We start from the raw sequence: 16,507 nt of genomic DNA, 5'->3' as shown, positions 1-16,507 counted from the left end.
TTACAATCCAGCCGCTCTCCTGTCCATGATCCGGAACCGCTTGCTTTTCTTGGCGATTGTCCGGCAGCCTTCCAGGGCATCCGGGCCATCATCGTGAGCGCCCATCGGAAAGTGGAACATCTGTTCCAGGAGCCGTTTATGCTTTTTGTTGAATTTGATATAGTGGTTCTTTACATCTGGCTGCATGGTCTGAATTCTCATGGTCTTATCGCTGGTCTGCGGTACTTCCTCAATCGGGAGATACAGACCGGCCCTGGCGGATGCCTTGGCCAGTTCCTCTTTTAAAAACCACTGGAACTGTACAGTCTCGGCACCGAACTTTTTATAGCCCCGTCCAAAATCGCGCTTCAGCCAGCGTTCTTTCTCCAGGATATCCGTGATGATACGATCCGGGTGCCTCCGTTCAATATCCGCATCCAGTACATACATGTAACCAGTAACCTTGCTTTTCGCCAGTGTGATGATCGCAGAAAAGTCGCTTTTCTTGGTTTTTCCAAGGGAAGGATCGACAAAGCCAAAGAACTGAAAATCCTTGTCCTTGAAGTCCATTTCTGCTTCGTTGTAGTAGTCGAACCATTCCTCGTTGAAAACACAGTCTTCCGGGTTGATCGGTTCATTCTGTTCCTCAGAGTTAAAGGAGGCCTCACCCTCTGTCACCTTCATGACCATCAGGTCATAGTAAGAAAGCTTTTCCTCCCAGAGAACTTCTGTCCCGGCCAGCATCTTTTCCCGGTGTGCCTCAAAGAACTTTCGCGCATTTTCCTCATGGTCTTCATCAGACAGGTCAGTGAAGATATTTTCCCACTCCTGCCATAGGTCTGCCTCCGGCGAAAATGATATAACTGCCCGGTACTTAATCGCCTTGTATCCAGGGTTTTTAAGAGTATTTGCTAATAAGCTGTCATAATGGAGCAGGGTTCCGATGTAGACAATATCTGTATAATCATCACCGGCCTTAGAAACCGCTTTTTTAAACCAGCTATCCAACTTTGCTCTTTGCTCCGGTGTCCGGACATTTTCATCATTCTCAATATCATCCAGGATCAGCAGATCCGGTCTCCAGTTCCGGTGCTTCCTGCCTCGGATCTTCTTGCCGGAGCCAATCGCCTCCACCTTGATATTGGTGCTGGTCACCAGAACATTGCTCCTCCAGACTTTTCCGGTCAGATCTCCAAAATCTTCCCGGATCGCTTCGTTTTCTTCAAACTCCACACGGATGTTATCCAGGAAGCCCTCCGCCTGATCCGAACTATCTGAGATAATGATCGGATAATGCTTATACCCATATACAACGGCGTGGATCGTTCCTTTAAACGTCAGGCTGGTAGACTTGGCATGTCCACGAGGAGCTGCCACTACACGCTTGCAGCCATTCATCCGGCTGATCTGCTTGACCAGCCCCGATGTGCTTGGTGTAAGCCCCTTTAAGACTCCATCCTGCCAGATGGCATCCAGTTCCCGGTGAAATTCCGGAGACGGTCTGGAAAAATAATGCGGAAAGTAGGCCCTTCCGAAGAATTCCATATCAACAGCACCAAGGCGCTGCCGGATTCCGCCTTTTCCAGTCAGAGCTGCGCCCGCTTCATAATCTTTCCTGATCCGGACACGCTCTGGTGAATCATCCCTGTTTAAAAATGTTTTTAAAAGACCAGAAAGATCATTTAAAGCATTCTCCTGTTCTTCGTAGTAACTTTTGCTTTCCGCTTCCGCCATCGCGCTGATCAGCGCCTTCAGACTTGCGTCTTTTCCTCTCCGCATGACCTTTCACCTCCGTCCCGCATCTTTCCCTGTTCAAATTCGCCCCATACGGCTCATTTTGCCTTTATGTGGTAATTTCCCCGACCACAGACCTTTAAACGGTTTTAAACGGCTTCCTAACGCTTTTAAAAGGGGAATAACAGGCAAAGAGAAAAGGAACCGGACAGAGGAAGCCAAAAGGCCGGGCTTCGCCACCCGACCAGCGTCCTTTTCTGCTCAGTTCCTTTTCTTTATGCCTGCGTCCCGAACACAGCCGGGACGAATCAACCGGTCATGTTTTAAGTCGCGTCTTGTAATAATGGCTGTGCCGCATCCTGTGAAGCATCGCTTCCAGCTTCCTGCAGTTCTCCGCCACCTTCCACTTTGATCCCAAGCTGCACCTGTCTGGCTTCGCCGCAGATCGTAATTTCAAAAGTTGCCTTCCGGCTTCTTTTATCCCACTTTAAAACTCTGTTTTCTAACTGTTTTAAAACTCCACTGATGACAGTGATACCACCGCTTCCGTCTTCCCTTACCAGAGTCGGTTCCAGCGGCTCTCCATTGCCGGAAAGAATTCTGATCCATTCAGCTTCCAGATAGGACAGTGTCGATGGTGCCTTACTGTCCCCCAGGAACCGGATCACTCCCGGAACCTCTTTTACCCGGTAATAGTTTCTGACCGTGAAATCCATGTCCAGGAACACATATCCTGGGAACAGAATATATTCCTTTTTTGTCCATGCCCCACCAGACCGGATGGGACGGTTCTCAATGGGAACCTCGGCTCGGATTGCCTGGTTTTTCAGCCTCCTTGCAATTCCGCTTTCTTCTCCAGTTTTAACCTGAATCACATACCACACAGCCTATCCCTCCATTCCTTCGCTTTTTTTCTTATTGAGGTAAGTGCTGACCTGACGGTACAGTTCCGGATTATCCTTTGCCATGGTCTCAAATACCATGCTCTGAACAGCTTCCAGTCCCGCCTCATAGTTTTCTTTGTTCTGTACTTCGATCCGCTTCTTATATGCAGCAGCGCGGATCAAACCGTTGGTTTCCTTAATGAGCTTCTCGATAGGAACTTCTTTCATCTGTTCCTCATCTACATTGGTCAGGGCATTTAAAACGTGGTGACTTGCCAGCCGGATCAGGGCTTCCGAAGTATCCAGATCCGGATAACGGTTCATTTCATCCATCAGCATGGAGAAATTGCTCTGTGCCACGTTAATCATCTCTACCGTGGCCAGATACTTCCTTGCGTAGGTACAGATAGCCATCTGGCTCATCTCCTCACCATTCGCCTTCAGGAAAGCCACGATCTCTTTGTAAGTGCAGCCAGTAAGGAGCATCTGCTCCACGGTGTCTTTAAGCTCCGGCGGCAGTCTGTCCACCTTTCCTGTGCTGCGTCTTCTACGCTCCTGTTCCATCAGCCGTCCAGATCAACCATTTCATCCGTGATGCCGCCGCCAAGGAGCCGGATGCCCTTGCCGGTTACTTTTGCTTCCAGCGTCTGATATTCCACATCGGCCAGATTAGCCGGTTCCCTGCTTTCCATATCACGCAGATAGATATATCCCTCCTCATGGAGAAAATTCACGGAGTCGATGAACTCCTGACGCTCAATCCCCTCCGCTTTTAAACCTTTTTCAACACTTCTTAAAGCATTGTACTTTTCCCGGAGCAGGTTGATTGTCATGAGTACCCTGCCGTTATTCACCATAAAAGCTCCTGCCCGGAGTCTTCTCTTTTCCTGTTCTCTGTTCATTGTGAACCTCCATTTCTTGTCATTTCGATCATCATATTTAACATCTGTTCCACTTTCCGATCCACCTTATTGATCTCACGAATGAAATCATCCTTTGTCAGGTAATTCTGCCGGATCTCCTTAATCTCCTTCTGGCACCCATCAAAATCCTTACTGTGAGTCTCCTTGGGTGTATAATCCTCACGGATCTTATTGATGTCTTTTTTTAATTCGTCTGTGGTTTCCTTCAGATCTGCTTTTGTTACAGAATCCCGTTCTATTTTTTGAAGCTGCTGGACTGTGCAGTCCAACTGGTTCATGGTTCTTTTTAAAAAATACGAGATTACGCCAATACCCAACGTAATGGCGGTTGTTATGATCCATCCTTCATCCATCCAGTAATTCCTCCAATAAAAAAAGATACACTCATGTTTCTGACACAAGTGTACCTCTTAGGCCCGTGAACTGTCTTTTGAAGCACTTCACTAATTTACTTCACTTTTTAAAATGCTTCCGGATAATCATAGATGCTCATCTGACCCTCCATGTCATCATCCAGATTATCCAGTTTTCCGAACAGGATAAATCTCACCCAGCGCTCGGTAAGTCCATATTTCGCGGCAAGCTCTCTATAATTTCCTCCGTCAAATTCTTCCCGGATCTTCTGATCCCGTGCCGCCCGTTCCAGGCTCTCTGCCTTCGGAATATAGATTGTAGTGCCGCCAAAAGCCCGGACAAGACTTTTAAACCCGTCCAGGCCCACCAGTTCTACCATCTTTCTCTGATCTTCATCCAGGTTTTCTATCTTCACATGGTCTAACAATCCCATCGCTGGCCTCCTCCTTCCGTTCCAGGCTTTTTAAATACCCTTTTAAAACTTCAATCAGGGTATTTCCCTGGCTGAAGGTGAGCCATGCAAAGGGATTCTTCGCAATAGCGTCTACATGCAATTCTTTCTTAATGACCGCGCACAGTCTGTCTCCCAGTGGAACCTCATTCGGACTCTTATCGCGTTTCTTCAGTTCGTACATCAAAGCCCAGATTTTCTTCTGCTGGCCGCTGGTCACGCCTCCTGGTCTCTGTGAATGTTCCTTCGGCTTTCTGCTGGATGGTTTCGGAGCAGCGGTACCGCCCTGCAGATCCTCCAGCCTTTTAATCACCGCCATGGCCTCCTGGTAGGAAAGTTCCTTTATGGAATCCTTACCTGTAACGCCCGACACCAGTATATGAAGCTCATCTTCGCTTCCATTTCCGGTTATTCCCAAAGCATGACCTATAGCATAGATTTTCTTCATCTGGAATGATTCTATCTTTCGCATTTACCGTTGCTCCTTCCTGCTATTTTTCCGCCTCTACAGTTACCTTGATTCCTTCATCCACGAATATGGCTGCCCGGATCACTTCCACCGCTTCCTGCGGTGTGCCTCCCCACTCTGCCGCTTTTAATATCTGCAGCATCCATTCCCAGTTGATCACTTCGGATGCCAGGTAAGCCCAGTCACTGGCTTCCTGTTCTGAAAGGCCCACCAGTTTCATCAGGGTTTCTGTGTCCTTTTCATATTTGCCTTTCAATTTCTTCTTCAGTGTTCTCTGGATCTTCTCATCCTTTGTGATGGCGCTGATCGTAGCGTCCAGGCTTCCCTCGGTGAAATTTCCCATATACATCATGGAAAAAAGCCGCTTTGCCGGGGCTGACATACTATAAGAAACATCTTCTTTTACAAAGTCCTTGAAGACATCCCCCAGGAGCTTCTTTACCATTGTCATGGAGATTGGTTTCACGGTCTCGCTGTTTCCGACCACCACTTTGGAATTTTCGCTTCCCCAATATTCTACGGTTTTGCTCTTCGTATCCCGGAGATCATCCGTGGCCTGCTTCTCGAACCAGGCTTTGATTGTTTCCATTTCACCTTTAACGGCAACCATCTGGCGGTCTAACTCTGCCAGACGGTCAACCTTCTTTTTTACTTCCGCCGCATCCATTATCCTTTAAACTCCTCCATGATCTTTTCTGCACATCCGCGGCAGATCTCAATGCCGCAGACCGTTTTAACATCGTCCACCGTTCCGCAGAAGTGACAGGTAGGAACATGCTTACGGATATGTACCCCGTCCTCATCTGCTTCGATATCTACCGGAACACCCGGAAGAATGCCAGTCTCCTGACGGAGCTGACGTGGAAGTGTAACCGCGCCACTCTTGGCTACTCTCTTGCTTACAGTCATGATAGACCTCCTCTCCCGCTCTGCATTTCATGGGCTTGCGACCATCGCCTTACCGGCGGCTGCATTAAGAGGGGCAAGCGCCCCTGGAATATCTTGCGTTTATAGCTTCATAATAGAATCCGATATTTTGCACACATCCCGGACAGTTACTTCCTTCCCAGACTTCTTGGTTTCTTCATGAAGCTTTTTTATCTCCGCAGTTATTTTCATAAGCTTAAAGACTCCCACCTGTTCTGAAGTGATTGGAAGCACATCAGTTCCGGCTGTAACTAATGTGAGGGCATTATGAAACCAAAACACATCCATCGGATTCATGAGATTGATTTCTTTATCAAATTGTTCGGCTGCTTCCTTAGCAAACTTTCTCCGGTTCAATCTCGGTTTGTCTGACGGCAGGAGCCCTTGTTCCTGAAGTTCCTTTTTGACTTTCGATTTGAGTGCTTTCTCTTTATTGGTCAGGCGTTTTGACTTGGCTGGCATCTTCTCTCCTCCTACTGGATTTTTCTACCGTACCGGAATCCGGTGCTGTGCTTTTGAATCCGGCAGATCAGGGAAAATGTTGCCTTTATCTTCGCCTTCTCATCCCAGCAGTCTGCCTCCATGCTGTAAACCATCAGCTCTTTTCCGCTGTCCCGGATGTAAACCGTCTCCTCATAATGGCGTTCCAGCTCCGGCGCTGAATACTGTTCACCATACCAACGAATACGCAGGTCAGAACCTACGCAGCGCGGTTCAAAGTACATTTCTTCTCTTTGTACCATCTCATCCACCCGCCTTTCTGACCTCGGTATATCGCTTCACAGAACCGTCCAGCATCCGTTTCGTCACAATTCTGGCTCTCCTGCACTGAAGCAACCGGAAGCAAACTCGCACTTCGTTCCACTCTCTTTCCAGTTCTTCCGGCATTGGAGTGGCTTTTTCTCCATGGCTTTCATAGTCGCTCCTTCCTGAAAGTTCTTGTCTTCCCTGTTCTTTTAAGGAGCGCGGCCCGGCTGACTACCACCAGCTCCACCGGCGTATCCTTCACGATCAGCCAGTTCTCCGGTACCAGCCCTTTTCCCTGCAGGAACTTCTTTTGGGCCAGTGTCGGCTTCTTTCCGTTCTTCACGCTGCACTTACCTCCTTATTCAGTTTTACCTCACTCTGCCTTTATCCGGGCTTGTGACCGGCATCCTTCCGGATGGCTGCATTAAGGTGGGGCTTTACAGCCCCGGATTTTCCCTGTACCGGATGAGCATACGCTCGGTGGTTACAGTGATCGGCGGGAGTGAACTCTCCCTTCCATCACGATATCCTTTCATCCATGCCCGGTCATGTTCGATCTTCACCCGCATCTGAATGCCGATCATCCAGCCGCTAACTCCCGCCAGAGCCATCAGGAATACCACAACCAGGCTTCCGGCCACTCCGACCTTGCCCGCTACGATCAGCGCCGCCATTCCCCCGGCGGCCACCGTTCCAAGCGCGATCCCTGTCACCATCATTTTTGCTTTTCCTGTCATGTACTTCATTGCATTTACCTCCGTTTGATTGATTTTATAAATAGATTCCCAGCGGGCCTGTTACCTTCTGCAGACCTTCCAGGGAAACATCCTGGTTATTGGCGGCTGCTGTGAATACGTTTACCATGCCGCGCACTCCCCACTTGCTGTGGCCGACATTGTAGAGGTATGTCAGCTCCGGTGTCATTCCTTTCTCCACCAGGGAAGGGAATAACTTCTCAACATCTTCTTTGGTTACATTCGTAGCCCGGTACCGCCCGTGGAGCTTCGTCCGGTTAAACTGCTGTGAGAAGATCGCTTCCTGTCTTCCAAGCATCTTGTTGTAGACCTCATCGTTTCCGATCAGTGCGATTCCGATGCCAGGCTTCCCGGTGATCGGGTCTTCATCCACCCAGCCTCTGATTTCTTCCAGGGCCATGAACTTCAGGTTCTGGGCTTCATCAATAATCAGGACATTATCAGAACTTCTCAGCCGTTCACGGATTGAAATGGAAAGGTCTTCTGTTCTCTGGTTTTCCGAAATCTTCAACGCCCTTGCAATCATCCTTAAAAGGCTTCTTACAGAGCTGGTACTCGGTGTGGTGCTGATATAGATCGCCGTTGCCGGATTGTCCCGCAGGAACTTGGTAGCCGCTTTGGTCTTCCCGATTCCGGCATCTCCGTCAATAACTACGATCCCCTTTTCAAGCTGGCAGTAACGGATCATCTTGTAAATGCTCTCTGAAATAGAGGTTGCCACATATCCCCGTACCGCATTGAAAGACTCGGTCTTCTTGGCGTTTTCAGCCTGCTCCTCCTTGATCTGGAAGAACTCACGGATCTTACGCTCTACATCACCTACATCACCCTTGTCATAAACGCTGCGGCGGTACTGGCTTAATACTGCTCCGCTCAGGTTCATCATCGGGGCCAGCTTTGCCTGGCTGATTCCCGTTTCCTTCATGTACGTTTCAACTTTCGTCTGAAGTTCTGTATTATACTGTTTTCCCATCATTTACCTCCCTGCCTTTTGGCTGCATTTTCAATCATTGTGTCAAGATCGACTCCGCCGACCACTTTCTGATATACCGGTGTTTCATCTGCCCGCTGAACCTCCAGTACCTTCGGGTCTGCTTTGCCTGTGTAGCTTTCTTTGTTGCGTTGTGCCTGGCGAAGTACCAGATCCAGCGCGGTAACCCGGTCGGCTTCTGCGATGACCACGTTCTTTTTATATTCATTCGCGATCTTCTCCAGCTTCCTGGTCACTGCCATTCCGGCCTTCACATCATCCTTGGTTGCGCCATATGTAAGAACCGCCGTATTATCTACCGGAACCGTCATCAGATATTTGTCTTCCAGGTTGTAGATCCGGACTTCCTTCAGGTCATTCGGATTGTACCGGAAGTATACCTTCTCACCGAAATGTCTCATCAACAGTTCATCGTTCCAATATTCCAGGCGGCCTCCATTGATATCCAGATGCACTCCCCGGCGGCCCACGGCCTGTGGACGGCTGCTTCTCATGAGCATCAGGTTCAATTCTTCTGCGGCTGCCACCCGGCGCTTAATCAGATGCTCATTAAACACATCCATTTTGAGCTTTCCTTTGTCTTCTGCCACCGGGCCATCGTATTCCATCATGTTGAAGTAATACTTCAGAATTGCATCCACATACTCCTGGAACTCATCGTCTGTGTAAATGGCATCTTTCTTCAGGACATATTTCAAACGCTCTGGCTTTTCCACCACGCTGCCGCCCGTGTAAGTATTGAACAGTCTGGAAAGGCCGTTCTTCACATCATTGAACCGGCGCTCAATGATCTTCGCCTTCGCATTTCGGACGATAGCATTTGTCATATTGATTCCCAGGCGTTTGAATACGCCCGGCGGTTCAAAGGTTTCCTCGCCATTCTTTGGCTTCTTCTTCCGGTGGCCAAGGCCGCCAATATCGAAGGTCAGGAACTCTCGACCGTTATCCACGTAGATATTATCCGGGATGCCATATTCCAGGATTCCCTTCCGGAGCGCGATCAGCGTTGCCTCTGAACCTGGGTTATATGTAATGTAGTACCCTGTAAAGATTCCGCTTCTTGCATCCAGGAAGGCTGTCAGATATGGCCTGTGCAGCTTGCCTGACTTATCCCTCACCATTACATCGAAGGTATGGTTATCAGCGATCCACCACTCATTGCTCTGCATCTCATCATAAATACGTTTGATGTATGGAGCGCAGCGGTCATTGAATGCCTTGTGACCTTCACGGCCCAGAACCTTTACTCCCTCCGGAACACTTTTCAGTCTCCGGTAAAAAGAAGGATAGGCCGGGATCTGCGTATACAGATCCGGACGCTTTTCCTGCGCCCACATCTTTGTGTACTCCAGGCACTTGGTTACCGGATGCTGGGCTTCGTCCAGATAGTAATACAGGAAAGCCTGCCATATCGTTTCATCTATGGAGCTTGTCCCTTTCTTCCATTTGTTCCGCTTATCAACCAGCGCCTTCATATCATCAGCCTTCACGGCATTCCATTTTCTGTAAAGCGTATCTACTGATATGCTCCGCTCTGGATATTCCAGGCTGCAGAGCGTTACGAACTTTTTATCTACTTCAGCCAGGGAAGTAACTCCTGGCATCTTTCTATATGACTGCCAGCGCTTGGTGAGGTCGATCCAGAAATCAATTTCCTTTCGTTCATCCTCGGTAAACTCATCAATCGCAACTTTCTCTACTTCCGGCTCTGGCCGTTCTACCTCTTCCGGAGGGTTTTCTGCAATCAGTTGATAATACTTGTGCTGCAGTTCCTCATCCAACGCATCCAGCGGTACCAGGTAAGTTTTCCGGTTTTTGCTATTAACAGTCTCTACCGCCTTTAATTTCCCATCTTGTATAATTTTCTTAATATAACGTGGACTACAGCCTTTTACCTCTGCAACCTGTTTCGCTGTCAGCATCTGCGCCATACATTTCCACCACCTTTTCAGCCTGTCCTCATCAGATGCAGGAGGCTATCCCTGCATGACCGGCCTCTGCCGGTTTCGACTCTTTTAAACGGTGTTTAAAAAGTCTTTAAAATCATCCATGTTTCCGCCCAGTTCCTGGATCAGCGGAATGATAAACTTCTTTCCTGATGGCTTCCCTGTGATAGCCTCGCTGATCCTGGCCTGGTGTGTTCCCATTCCTGCGGCCAGTTCTCTCTGGCTGATGCCTCTTTCCAGCATCCTGGTTTTTGTCCATAAGGCAAACTCAGCGAAATTTCGCACTTTTCTGTTCTTCATTCTGCCTGCCCTCCTAACGTATTCCGTTATAAAATTCTGTATCAGCGATACAAAATAACCTATTCCGTTATCGGATTCTGTGCTATAATCGGTCTTGTATGATTGATACATTATTATAATAATCCTCATTTGAGGATTTGTCAATTAAAATTGAGGATTTTATATATTCATATGAGGATTATTGGAGGGGCTATGACTATAAATGAGCGCTTTTTTAAATTATTAGATGAGAAAAAGGTTTCCCAGAAAGATTTTTGCGAAGCAACGGGCATTCCGAAGCAAACCGTCAGCGGTTGGAAAAATAGAAAAACTGATCCGCCAGCATCGCTGATTCCTACTATCGCAGCATACTTTGGGATCACATCTGACTTTTTGCTTACCGGGAAAGATGAATGCAATCAGGCAGATCTTGAACTTAATGACACATCTACTCAGCAACTCCTGAAATACTTTTCTTCACTTTCTGAAGTGGAAAAAAATATTGTTCTGGGAAAAGCTGCTGAATTTTATCTGAAATCTTTGTCCGAGGATTGATAGTCTTCATTTGAGTATCATTGACCATTTTTTCATATTATGATATATTCTTAGTGCATTTACCACCTTGCTGGACTGCCTACCAGCAATAAAAAAAGGGCCGCGTCAATTAACTGACCGGCTCTTTTTTGGTTCCCATTAACTGGTTCCCATTAAGTTCTCATTTTTCACTTTTATAATTGCTTTTAAATTTTATTGTTTTAAACGGTCTTTTAAAACCTTTCAAATGCCGAAAACCCTTGAATTATCAATACTTTCTCCCGTTTCCGCATTTTAATTTTAAAAATTTTAAAAGGCTTTAAACCCCCGCTTTTTATTGAGCTTTTTTCCCTCCATTTTCAGGCATTTCTATGATTTTTCGTTTTTCAATGTGAATTCTGGTTCCCATTAAAATTTTAAGGGGTAAAAAGGATCTATAAGCCTAAAAAAGCCCCTATTCACGGGATTTCTCACCGTGTAAGGGACTTTAAGGGTTTATAAGGGTTCGTTGGTTCCCATTATTGCAGGTTATTCGATAACTTACATTCGTCACATTCAGTCTTAACGCTAAGTTGTCTGCAGCAATCCGCACCTTCGCACAAGTACGCATCATTGACACATCGTACCTTCTTATTTATCAGGAAGTTTCATCGGAATTTCCTGTCAGACAAAACAGGACAGTGCTCCACATTTCTGTCGACGCACTGTCCTGTATCATGATCCGTTTATTTAGTTTACACGCATGCACATCCAGTCCGCGATCCTGCCCCGTACAGACCGATCGTTCTTTTTCAGGGACTCCACACATGCCAGACTCATATTCTCTCAGTCACAGCTTGCCATCAAGCGTAAATTTCCTGACTTTCTGCTTTTCGTTTTCCTGAATATGATTCGTCACAGTTTGCTCCTGCTTGTAAACTCCCTGTACTTCTGAACTGCCTTTTCTTCCGCCTCTTTCATGATCTCCTCCACCGAGTTCCCTTCGATGTCGAGTCCCTCAGCGGTATAGCATACGGTCTCATGGATCCCGTAATAGACCTTGCAGAGCTTCTCCAGATACTCATATCCGAGGTTCAGCTCCCCGATGGATCCGCCGCTGGTCGTCACATAGTGGAGACTGTCTGCATGGCACAGACCGCCCGGAATGCCCTTGGAGGAGAATGTAAACGTCAGACCTGTCACGCAGATCTGCTCCAGATAACATTTCATCCGTGCCGGGAATGAGAAATCCCAGTACGGAGCTGCAACAACGATCCGGTCCGCAGCCGCGAACTGCTTCGCGTAAGTGAAAAGTGGTCCCTCAAAATTTCCTGCTCTTGTAAGCGATTCCCGGAGTGCGCTCTCCTTACCCGTGAAGAGTTTCAGATCTTCATCCTCAAGATTTAAAGTCTCGATCTCATACTCCCCGTTCTGATTCATTTCCTTTAATAACGCCTGTGCGAGCTGTTCCGTCCTTGAGATGCCGCGGTTGACGCAGGCATCGATGAATAATAACTTTTTCATTGCTGATCTCCCTGTTTATGTTTTACCCATGCACCTGATTCTGCTATATTGATCCAGCTTTTACGCTTATCATGAAGCCAAAAGCAATTTCACTGTTTCTGCACACATTTCAGACCGTCTTTATCACAGATTTTCCTTTGGCTGTCACATATTCAGCAGCTGTCTCGACAGCTCCAGAATCTCCTCCGTGTTCCTGCTGTTGAAGATCTCAACTTTTCCGCCGGATTCCCGGTCCGAGAGAAGTCCGCGCTCCTCAAGACGCCTTTTCGTCTGCTTTGCGGTCCCGAATCCGCCGTCGTAAACGAAAACTCCCGGCAGATGTTTCTGGATCACCTCACGGATCAGCGGATAATGCGTACATCCGAGAACGACCGCATCGATCTCTGCTTTGTCGTACGGTGCAAACTGTTTTTCCAGATAAGCATCGAGAACCGGTCCATCGAGCACGCCGCTTTCAATATATTCCACAAGTCCCGGACACGGCATCTTGATGATGTTCGCATCGTCCTCATAAATATGCATCATCGAATTAAATTTCGTCTGTGACAGCGTCATCGGGGTTGCCATGACGACGACTTTAGAGTGTTCCTTTGCCTTGACCGCAGGTTTTAACGCCGGTTCGATCCCGATCACCGGGAGAATCTCCTCATATGCGGCTCGAAGTTCTTTGATCGCCACACTTGTCGCTGTATTGCAGGCCACGACGATTGCTTTCGCGCCCCGCTCCAGCAGAAATTCCACATCTTTTTTTGTCAGGTCGATGACCTCCTCCGGCGTTCTTGTTCCGTATGGGGCATTCGCCGAATCTCCATAATAAATAAAATCTTCTCCCGGCATCAGTTTGACCAGCTCTCTTAACACGCTGATCCCGCCAAGTCCGGAATCCAAAACGCCAATCGGGCGATTGTCTGTACTCATTTTTCTGTCACCTCACCGTTTTTCTGTTCTTCTATATCACTCTGCCTGCCAGAGCTTCCGTATCGCTGAATCTCCTGCCGCAATTCTCCCATCGCTTCTTTCAGGGAGTCCGCTCTGTTGGCGCAATATCAACATGGTCTTCCCTCATATCTGCGGAGTCTGCTTTTTCAACATTCTCCACTGTTGCTGGATTTTCCATCTTTCATCCATCTTACCACATTTTCCTCCGCTTGACCATCCACAGCCTCCCCGCTTTCGCTTTTTGTGCAATTTTTAAGATTTTTGTCAAAATATTTTTCATTTTTGGTTAATCTGTTTTGCAAAATACTGCTATACTATCGCTGTAACAAAGAGAACAGCAAATGTTCAACCAAACTTAACAAACCCCCCTTTTCAAAGCTGAGGGCTGCTAAGCGAATCCGGCAGAACAAAAGAAGTTGTTTGCCGGCAATCAGATTTTTGGAGGAAAAGATAAATGACTACTTTAAAAGCTGAAAAAAGAAGCATGGATGTTAAGGCAAAGAGATTAAGAAGAGAAGGATTTGTTACAGGCAATGTTTTCGGACATGCCATCGAAGGTTCTATCCCGGTAAAGATGAATGCAATGGACGTTGATCGTCTTTTAAAGACAGAGCATAAAGGCGGTCAGATCAATCTTGATGTCGAAGGTCAGGTTTACGATGTCCTGATCAAGGAAGTTGATTACAATTCCATGACCAGAAAGATCGATGAGATCGATTTCCAGGCACTGGTAAGCGATGAGAAAGTTTCTTCTACTGCTGAGATCGTGATCCTGAACCGTGAAGCCGTTATCGGCGGTGTTCTTCAGGAAGACTTAAGCGAGGTTGCTTATAAGGCATTCCCGTCCGCTCTTGTTGAGACAACGACTCTGGATGCCGCTGGCCTGAAGGTCGGCGATACTGTCCGCGTGAAAGATCTCGAGATCGCAAAGAACAAAGACATCGACTTAAAGACTGATCCGGAGGCAGTTGTACTCTCCGTCATCCCGGTTCACAACGTTGTTCCGGCTACTGAAGTGACAACAGCTCCTGGCACAGCAGCTGCAGATGACAAAGAGACCAAGTAATTGCTCTGGGATCGAATAATTTATCAAATAAAATCAAAACTGGCGGTACTGCTCCCCTGTGGGCGGCGCCGCCAGTTTTTTTAGCAGTTTCACAGAAAACTTAAACATTTTTCAAAAAGGGGATCCACCCACTGAGGTGTGATCCCCTTTCTCCTTCTTTATCCTACTGTCACTTCAACCTTTTTTCCACTGAAAGCTACACCATACTTGTAGATCCCTGTAACGCCGGCGGAAAGCAGTTCTGTATCATATTTCTTGTCTTCAATCTGTTTCAAAGCGGTCTCTGACAGTTTTTTCAGTTTTTCAGCGCTGCAGTTTTTCTCCGCCTTCAGTTCGATCAGAATTCCAGGAAGACCTTTTCGGATCGGTTTTAACTGAATATCGTAACGTCCATCTCCGGATTCTCTGTTGGATGTTGCAAAAGCGCCGTTCATCAAAGCACACAATCCCAGCATAAATCCATGATAAAAATTTTCTCCTGCCGTATCAAAAGAGCTCACGGACTGGGTCAACAGCATCTGTATCTGCGTTTTCAGTCTGTGATTGTCTCCAGAGAAAATAGCTTCCTGAATCGCAATCGCCGTAGATTGAGGAATCATGTTCCCAAGCCGCTGAAGAATCTCTTTATTATACACAAGTGCGATCTCACGGTTTGGCAAGGCAACTTCGCACATAATATCTCCACTGAACGACGTCATAGTTTTCAGGACTTTCAGGTATCCGGTCATCAAAAGGAAACTGTAAATGGTCGATGGATTGCTCCTGATCTGCGGATAAATCACTCCTGTATCAATATAGGTGGTGAAAGTTTCCCCATTGATCAGCGAAGTCAGACGACTATAGATCTCCTTATCCGCCTCCGCCAGGATCTCCCCGATAATGTCATTGCTGCCAGTGGATACCCAGTACGGTCTCGGCTCACATTCGCTGCTGAAATAGCTGACTACTGACCATGGATTAAAGATCTCAGTCCTGCCAAACCGGTAGCCATCATACCATTGACAGATCTCATCATATTGGTCTGCAGCTCCATAATATTCCGCCATCTCTCTCACTTCATCTGCTGTAAATCCAAAATAGGAACTGTATTTATTGTTCAGCACCGAGTTGATCGCCAGGTTATTCATCCCACTGAAAATGCTTTCTCTTGCAACCCTTAAAATTCCAGTAAGGAAGCCGAACGAAAGATGTTTATTATCCTTGAAGCCACCTGAAAACAGGTTTCGCATAAACTGAATGACCTTATCATAAAAGCCTTTCATATATCCCTGCTGGATCGGAGTATCATATTCATCGATAATGATAATGGGGGCTATGCCGTAATGGCTGTGAAGCATTGCTGACAGATCCAGAAGTGCAGAAGCCAGTTCCACCTCCCCCGTCTTTCCGGCCGCTAAGTTCGCATAGATCTGTCTGCTATATTCATCGCATTTTTCACTGGTCTGCAGTTCTTTATGGCGTCTGGTTTCTTTAGCAAAAATATCGCGGATAGCCGCAAATGTTTCTTCCCAGGTATTGAATTTTACATCCTTAAACGTGAGAAAGATCACCGGGTATTTTCCTTGATAATCTCTATATTTCTGTCCGCAGGTCCATATTTTTTTGTTGTTGAAGTAGATGGATGTATCCCTGTCGCTCTTTTCAAAATAGGTGCGCAGCATATCCATATTGAGAGTCTTGCCAAAGCGGTGAGGACGGGTAAACAAGGTTACCATTGGACGCTCATCGATAAAATCTTTGATCATCATCGTCTTGTCGATGTAGTAGTATTCCGATGATGCAAGACAATAATCGGAAACTCCGATCGGCAGAGGCAGCTTTGCTGGCCGTTCCGCTTTCCGGTAAACGCCCGTCCTTATCCGCTGATCTGCCGGTTTCTGCGCGTCTTTCGGGATCATCCAGCGTTTTCCCTGCTTTTCTGCTCCATCAATTTTTCCGTTTTTGCACAGAGTTGAAACTCTTCGTTCTGTTATATTCCAGCGTTTTGCCGCTTCTCTGACCGGGATCATTTCCGTCACTTCGCAAC

21 protein-coding genes and 1 other RNA gene are annotated in these 16,507 nt (G+C 47.1%); 2 read left to right on the top strand and 20 right to left on the bottom strand.

Going from position 1 to position 16,507, the window contains the following annotated elements; genetic code table 11:
• The 17 genes from terL to GPK90_RS14270 form a co-directional block, all read right to left on the bottom strand.
• On the bottom strand, positions 1-1,758 hold the full coding sequence (gene terL / locus GPK90_RS14350) for a phage terminase large subunit (protein WP_009297048.1): 1,758 nt from the start codon (positions 1,756-1,758) through the stop codon (positions 1-3).
• A gap of 278 nt (positions 1,759-2,036) precedes the next feature.
• Positions 2,037-2,597: a transcription termination/antitermination NusG family protein gene (locus tag GPK90_RS14345; RefSeq protein WP_215703297.1), complete on the bottom strand. Its 561-nt coding sequence runs from the start codon at positions 2,595-2,597 to the stop codon at positions 2,037-2,039.
• 3 nt (positions 2,598-2,600) lie between these two features.
• The gene (locus GPK90_RS14340; RefSeq protein WP_215703296.1) at positions 2,601-3,161 is read right to left on the bottom strand and encodes a phage protein Gp27 family protein; all 561 of its coding nucleotides are present in this window, start codon (positions 3,159-3,161) and stop codon (positions 2,601-2,603) included.
• Positions 3,161-3,499, bottom strand: a complete 339-nt coding sequence (locus GPK90_RS14335; protein WP_009297051.1) for a hypothetical protein — start codon at positions 3,497-3,499, stop codon at positions 3,161-3,163. The genes GPK90_RS14340 and GPK90_RS14335 overlap by 1 nt, the downstream gene beginning before the upstream one ends.
• Positions 3,496-3,873 (bottom strand): hypothetical protein, encoded by a 378-nt coding sequence (locus GPK90_RS14330; RefSeq protein ID WP_009297052.1) that lies wholly within the window; start codon positions 3,871-3,873, stop codon positions 3,496-3,498. The genes GPK90_RS14335 and GPK90_RS14330 overlap by 4 nt, the downstream gene beginning before the upstream one ends.
• A gap of 107 nt (positions 3,874-3,980) precedes the next feature.
• Positions 3,981-4,307: a Mor transcription activator family protein gene (locus GPK90_RS14325; protein WP_009297053.1), complete on the bottom strand. Its 327-nt coding sequence runs from the start codon at positions 4,305-4,307 to the stop codon at positions 3,981-3,983.
• Complete coding sequence (locus GPK90_RS14320; RefSeq protein ID WP_009297054.1) at positions 4,267-4,797, bottom strand: regulatory protein GemA; 531 nt, start codon at positions 4,795-4,797, stop codon at positions 4,267-4,269. The genes GPK90_RS14325 and GPK90_RS14320 overlap by 41 nt, the downstream gene beginning before the upstream one ends.
• 19 nt (positions 4,798-4,816) lie before the next feature.
• Entirely contained in the window at positions 4,817-5,461 is a 645-nt protein-coding gene (locus GPK90_RS14315; RefSeq protein WP_009297055.1) for a hypothetical protein, read from the bottom strand.
• Positions 5,461-5,703 (bottom strand): AbrB/MazE/SpoVT family DNA-binding domain-containing protein, encoded by a 243-nt coding sequence (locus tag GPK90_RS14310; RefSeq protein WP_009297056.1) that lies wholly within the window; start codon positions 5,701-5,703, stop codon positions 5,461-5,463. The genes GPK90_RS14315 and GPK90_RS14310 overlap by 1 nt, the downstream gene beginning before the upstream one ends.
• A gap of 99 nt (positions 5,704-5,802) precedes the next feature.
• Entirely contained in the window at positions 5,803-6,183 is a 381-nt protein-coding gene (locus tag GPK90_RS14305) for an addiction module toxin RelE (protein ID WP_215703295.1), read from the bottom strand.
• A gap of 11 nt (positions 6,184-6,194) precedes the next feature.
• Entirely contained in the window at positions 6,195-6,464 is a 270-nt protein-coding gene (locus GPK90_RS14300) for a hypothetical protein (RefSeq protein ID WP_009297058.1), read from the bottom strand.
• Between the two features lie 170 nt (positions 6,465-6,634).
• On the bottom strand, positions 6,635-6,811 hold the full coding sequence (locus GPK90_RS14295) for a DUF6906 family protein (RefSeq protein ID WP_009297061.1): 177 nt from the start codon (positions 6,809-6,811) through the stop codon (positions 6,635-6,637).
• A 94-nt stretch (positions 6,812-6,905) separates the two neighbouring features.
• Entirely contained in the window at positions 6,906-7,214 is a 309-nt protein-coding gene (locus tag GPK90_RS14290; protein WP_215703294.1) for a hypothetical protein, read from the bottom strand.
• 25 nt (positions 7,215-7,239) lie between these two features.
• Positions 7,240-8,196 (bottom strand): AAA family ATPase, encoded by a 957-nt coding sequence (locus GPK90_RS14285; protein ID WP_215703293.1) that lies wholly within the window; start codon positions 8,194-8,196, stop codon positions 7,240-7,242.
• Positions 8,196-10,145, bottom strand: a complete 1,950-nt coding sequence (locus GPK90_RS14280) for a Mu transposase C-terminal domain-containing protein (protein WP_009297067.1) — start codon at positions 10,143-10,145, stop codon at positions 8,196-8,198. Before GPK90_RS14280 ends, GPK90_RS14285 begins: the two co-directional genes overlap by 1 nt.
• Positions 10,146-10,161: 16 nt before the next feature.
• An RNA gene (locus GPK90_RS14275) (hammerhead ribozyme type II) lies at positions 10,162-10,226 on the bottom strand.
• A 3-nt stretch (positions 10,227-10,229) separates the two neighbouring features.
• Positions 10,230-10,460 carry a helix-turn-helix domain-containing protein gene (locus GPK90_RS14270; protein WP_009297069.1) on the bottom strand — a complete coding sequence of 77 codons (231 nt, stop codon included), beginning with the start codon at positions 10,458-10,460 and terminating at the stop codon, positions 10,230-10,232.
• Positions 10,461-10,652: 192 nt separating this feature from the next.
• Here GPK90_RS14270 and GPK90_RS14265 point away from each other — a divergent pair, with 192 nt between their 5' ends.
• Positions 10,653-10,994: a helix-turn-helix domain-containing protein gene (locus GPK90_RS14265; RefSeq protein WP_009297071.1), complete on the top strand. Its 342-nt coding sequence runs from the start codon at positions 10,653-10,655 to the stop codon at positions 10,992-10,994.
• An 873-nt stretch (positions 10,995-11,867) separates the two neighbouring features.
• Here the strand turns inward: GPK90_RS14265 and GPK90_RS14260 are convergent.
• Positions 11,868-12,476 carry an NAD(P)H-dependent oxidoreductase gene (locus GPK90_RS14260; RefSeq protein WP_215703292.1) on the bottom strand — a complete coding sequence of 203 codons (609 nt, stop codon included), beginning with the start codon at positions 12,474-12,476 and terminating at the stop codon, positions 11,868-11,870.
• A gap of 144 nt (positions 12,477-12,620) precedes the next feature.
• On the bottom strand, positions 12,621-13,394 hold the full coding sequence (murI, locus tag GPK90_RS14255) for a glutamate racemase (RefSeq protein ID WP_215703291.1): 774 nt from the start codon (positions 13,392-13,394) through the stop codon (positions 12,621-12,623).
• Positions 13,395-13,869: 475 nt separating this feature from the next.
• Here murI and GPK90_RS14250 point away from each other — a divergent pair, with 475 nt between their 5' ends.
• A complete protein-coding gene (locus tag GPK90_RS14250; RefSeq protein WP_118322459.1) occupies positions 13,870-14,481 on the top strand; it encodes a 50S ribosomal protein L25 in 612 nt (203 codons plus the stop codon).
• Positions 14,482-14,639: 158 nt separating this feature from the next.
• Here the strand turns inward: GPK90_RS14250 and GPK90_RS14245 are convergent, their stop codons facing one another.
• On the bottom strand, positions 14,640-16,490 hold the full coding sequence (locus tag GPK90_RS14245; RefSeq protein WP_215703338.1) for an AAA family ATPase: 1,851 nt from the start codon (positions 16,488-16,490) through the stop codon (positions 14,640-14,642).
• Positions 16,491-16,507: the final 17 nt, after the last annotated feature.

This window comes from Clostridium sp. MCC344 (assembly GCF_018785365.1).
Classification (GTDB): domain Bacteria; phylum Bacillota; class Clostridia; order Lachnospirales; family Lachnospiraceae; genus Pilosibacter.
The sequence above is the reverse complement of the archived record's forward strand: the minus strand, read 5'-3'. Positions and strand labels throughout refer to the sequence as shown.

What these genes read in the sequence shown, in the direction of transcription:
- terL (WP_009297048.1), bottom strand. Translation starts at nt 1,758, where the DNA reads ATGCGGAGAGGAAAAGACGCAAGTCTGAAGGCGCTGATCAGCGCGATG.
- GPK90_RS14340 (WP_215703296.1), bottom strand. Translation starts at nt 3,161, where the DNA reads ATGGAACAGGAGCGTAGAAGACGCAGCACAGGAAAGGTGGACAGACTG.
- GPK90_RS14335 (WP_009297051.1), bottom strand. Translation starts at nt 3,499, where the DNA reads ATGAACAGAGAACAGGAAAAGAGAAGACTCCGGGCAGGAGCTTTTATG.
- GPK90_RS14330 (WP_009297052.1), bottom strand. Translation starts at nt 3,873, where the DNA reads ATGGATGAAGGATGGATCATAACAACCGCCATTACGTTGGGTATTGGC.
- GPK90_RS14325 (WP_009297053.1), bottom strand. Translation starts at nt 4,307, where the DNA reads ATGGGATTGTTAGACCATGTGAAGATAGAAAACCTGGATGAAGATCAG.
- GPK90_RS14320 (WP_009297054.1), bottom strand. Translation starts at nt 4,797, where the DNA reads ATGCGAAAGATAGAATCATTCCAGATGAAGAAAATCTATGCTATAGGT.
- GPK90_RS14315 (WP_009297055.1), bottom strand. Translation starts at nt 5,461, where the DNA reads ATGGATGCGGCGGAAGTAAAAAAGAAGGTTGACCGTCTGGCAGAGTTA.
- GPK90_RS14310 (WP_009297056.1), bottom strand. Translation starts at nt 5,703, where the DNA reads ATGACTGTAAGCAAGAGAGTAGCCAAGAGTGGCGCGGTTACACTTCCA.
- GPK90_RS14305 (WP_215703295.1), bottom strand. Translation starts at nt 6,183, where the DNA reads ATGCCAGCCAAGTCAAAACGCCTGACCAATAAAGAGAAAGCACTCAAA.
- GPK90_RS14300 (WP_009297058.1), bottom strand. Translation starts at nt 6,464, where the DNA reads ATGGTACAAAGAGAAGAAATGTACTTTGAACCGCGCTGCGTAGGTTCT.
- GPK90_RS14290 (WP_215703294.1), bottom strand. Translation starts at nt 7,214, where the DNA reads ATGAAGTACATGACAGGAAAAGCAAAAATGATGGTGACAGGGATCGCG.
- GPK90_RS14285 (WP_215703293.1), bottom strand. Translation starts at nt 8,196, where the DNA reads ATGGGAAAACAGTATAATACAGAACTTCAGACGAAAGTTGAAACGTAC.
- GPK90_RS14280 (WP_009297067.1), bottom strand. Translation starts at nt 10,145, where the DNA reads ATGGCGCAGATGCTGACAGCGAAACAGGTTGCAGAGGTAAAAGGCTGT.
- GPK90_RS14270 (WP_009297069.1), bottom strand. Translation starts at nt 10,460, where the DNA reads ATGAAGAACAGAAAAGTGCGAAATTTCGCTGAGTTTGCCTTATGGACA.
- GPK90_RS14265 (WP_009297071.1), top strand. Translation starts at nt 10,653, where the DNA reads ATGACTATAAATGAGCGCTTTTTTAAATTATTAGATGAGAAAAAGGTT.
- GPK90_RS14260 (WP_215703292.1), bottom strand. Translation starts at nt 12,476, where the DNA reads ATGAAAAAGTTATTATTCATCGATGCCTGCGTCAACCGCGGCATCTCA.
- murI (WP_215703291.1), bottom strand. Translation starts at nt 13,394, where the DNA reads ATGAGTACAGACAATCGCCCGATTGGCGTTTTGGATTCCGGACTTGGC.
- GPK90_RS14250 (WP_118322459.1), top strand. Translation starts at nt 13,870, where the DNA reads ATGACTACTTTAAAAGCTGAAAAAAGAAGCATGGATGTTAAGGCAAAG.
- GPK90_RS14245 (WP_215703338.1), bottom strand. Translation starts at nt 16,490, where the DNA reads ATGATCCCGGTCAGAGAAGCGGCAAAACGCTGGAATATAACAGAACGA.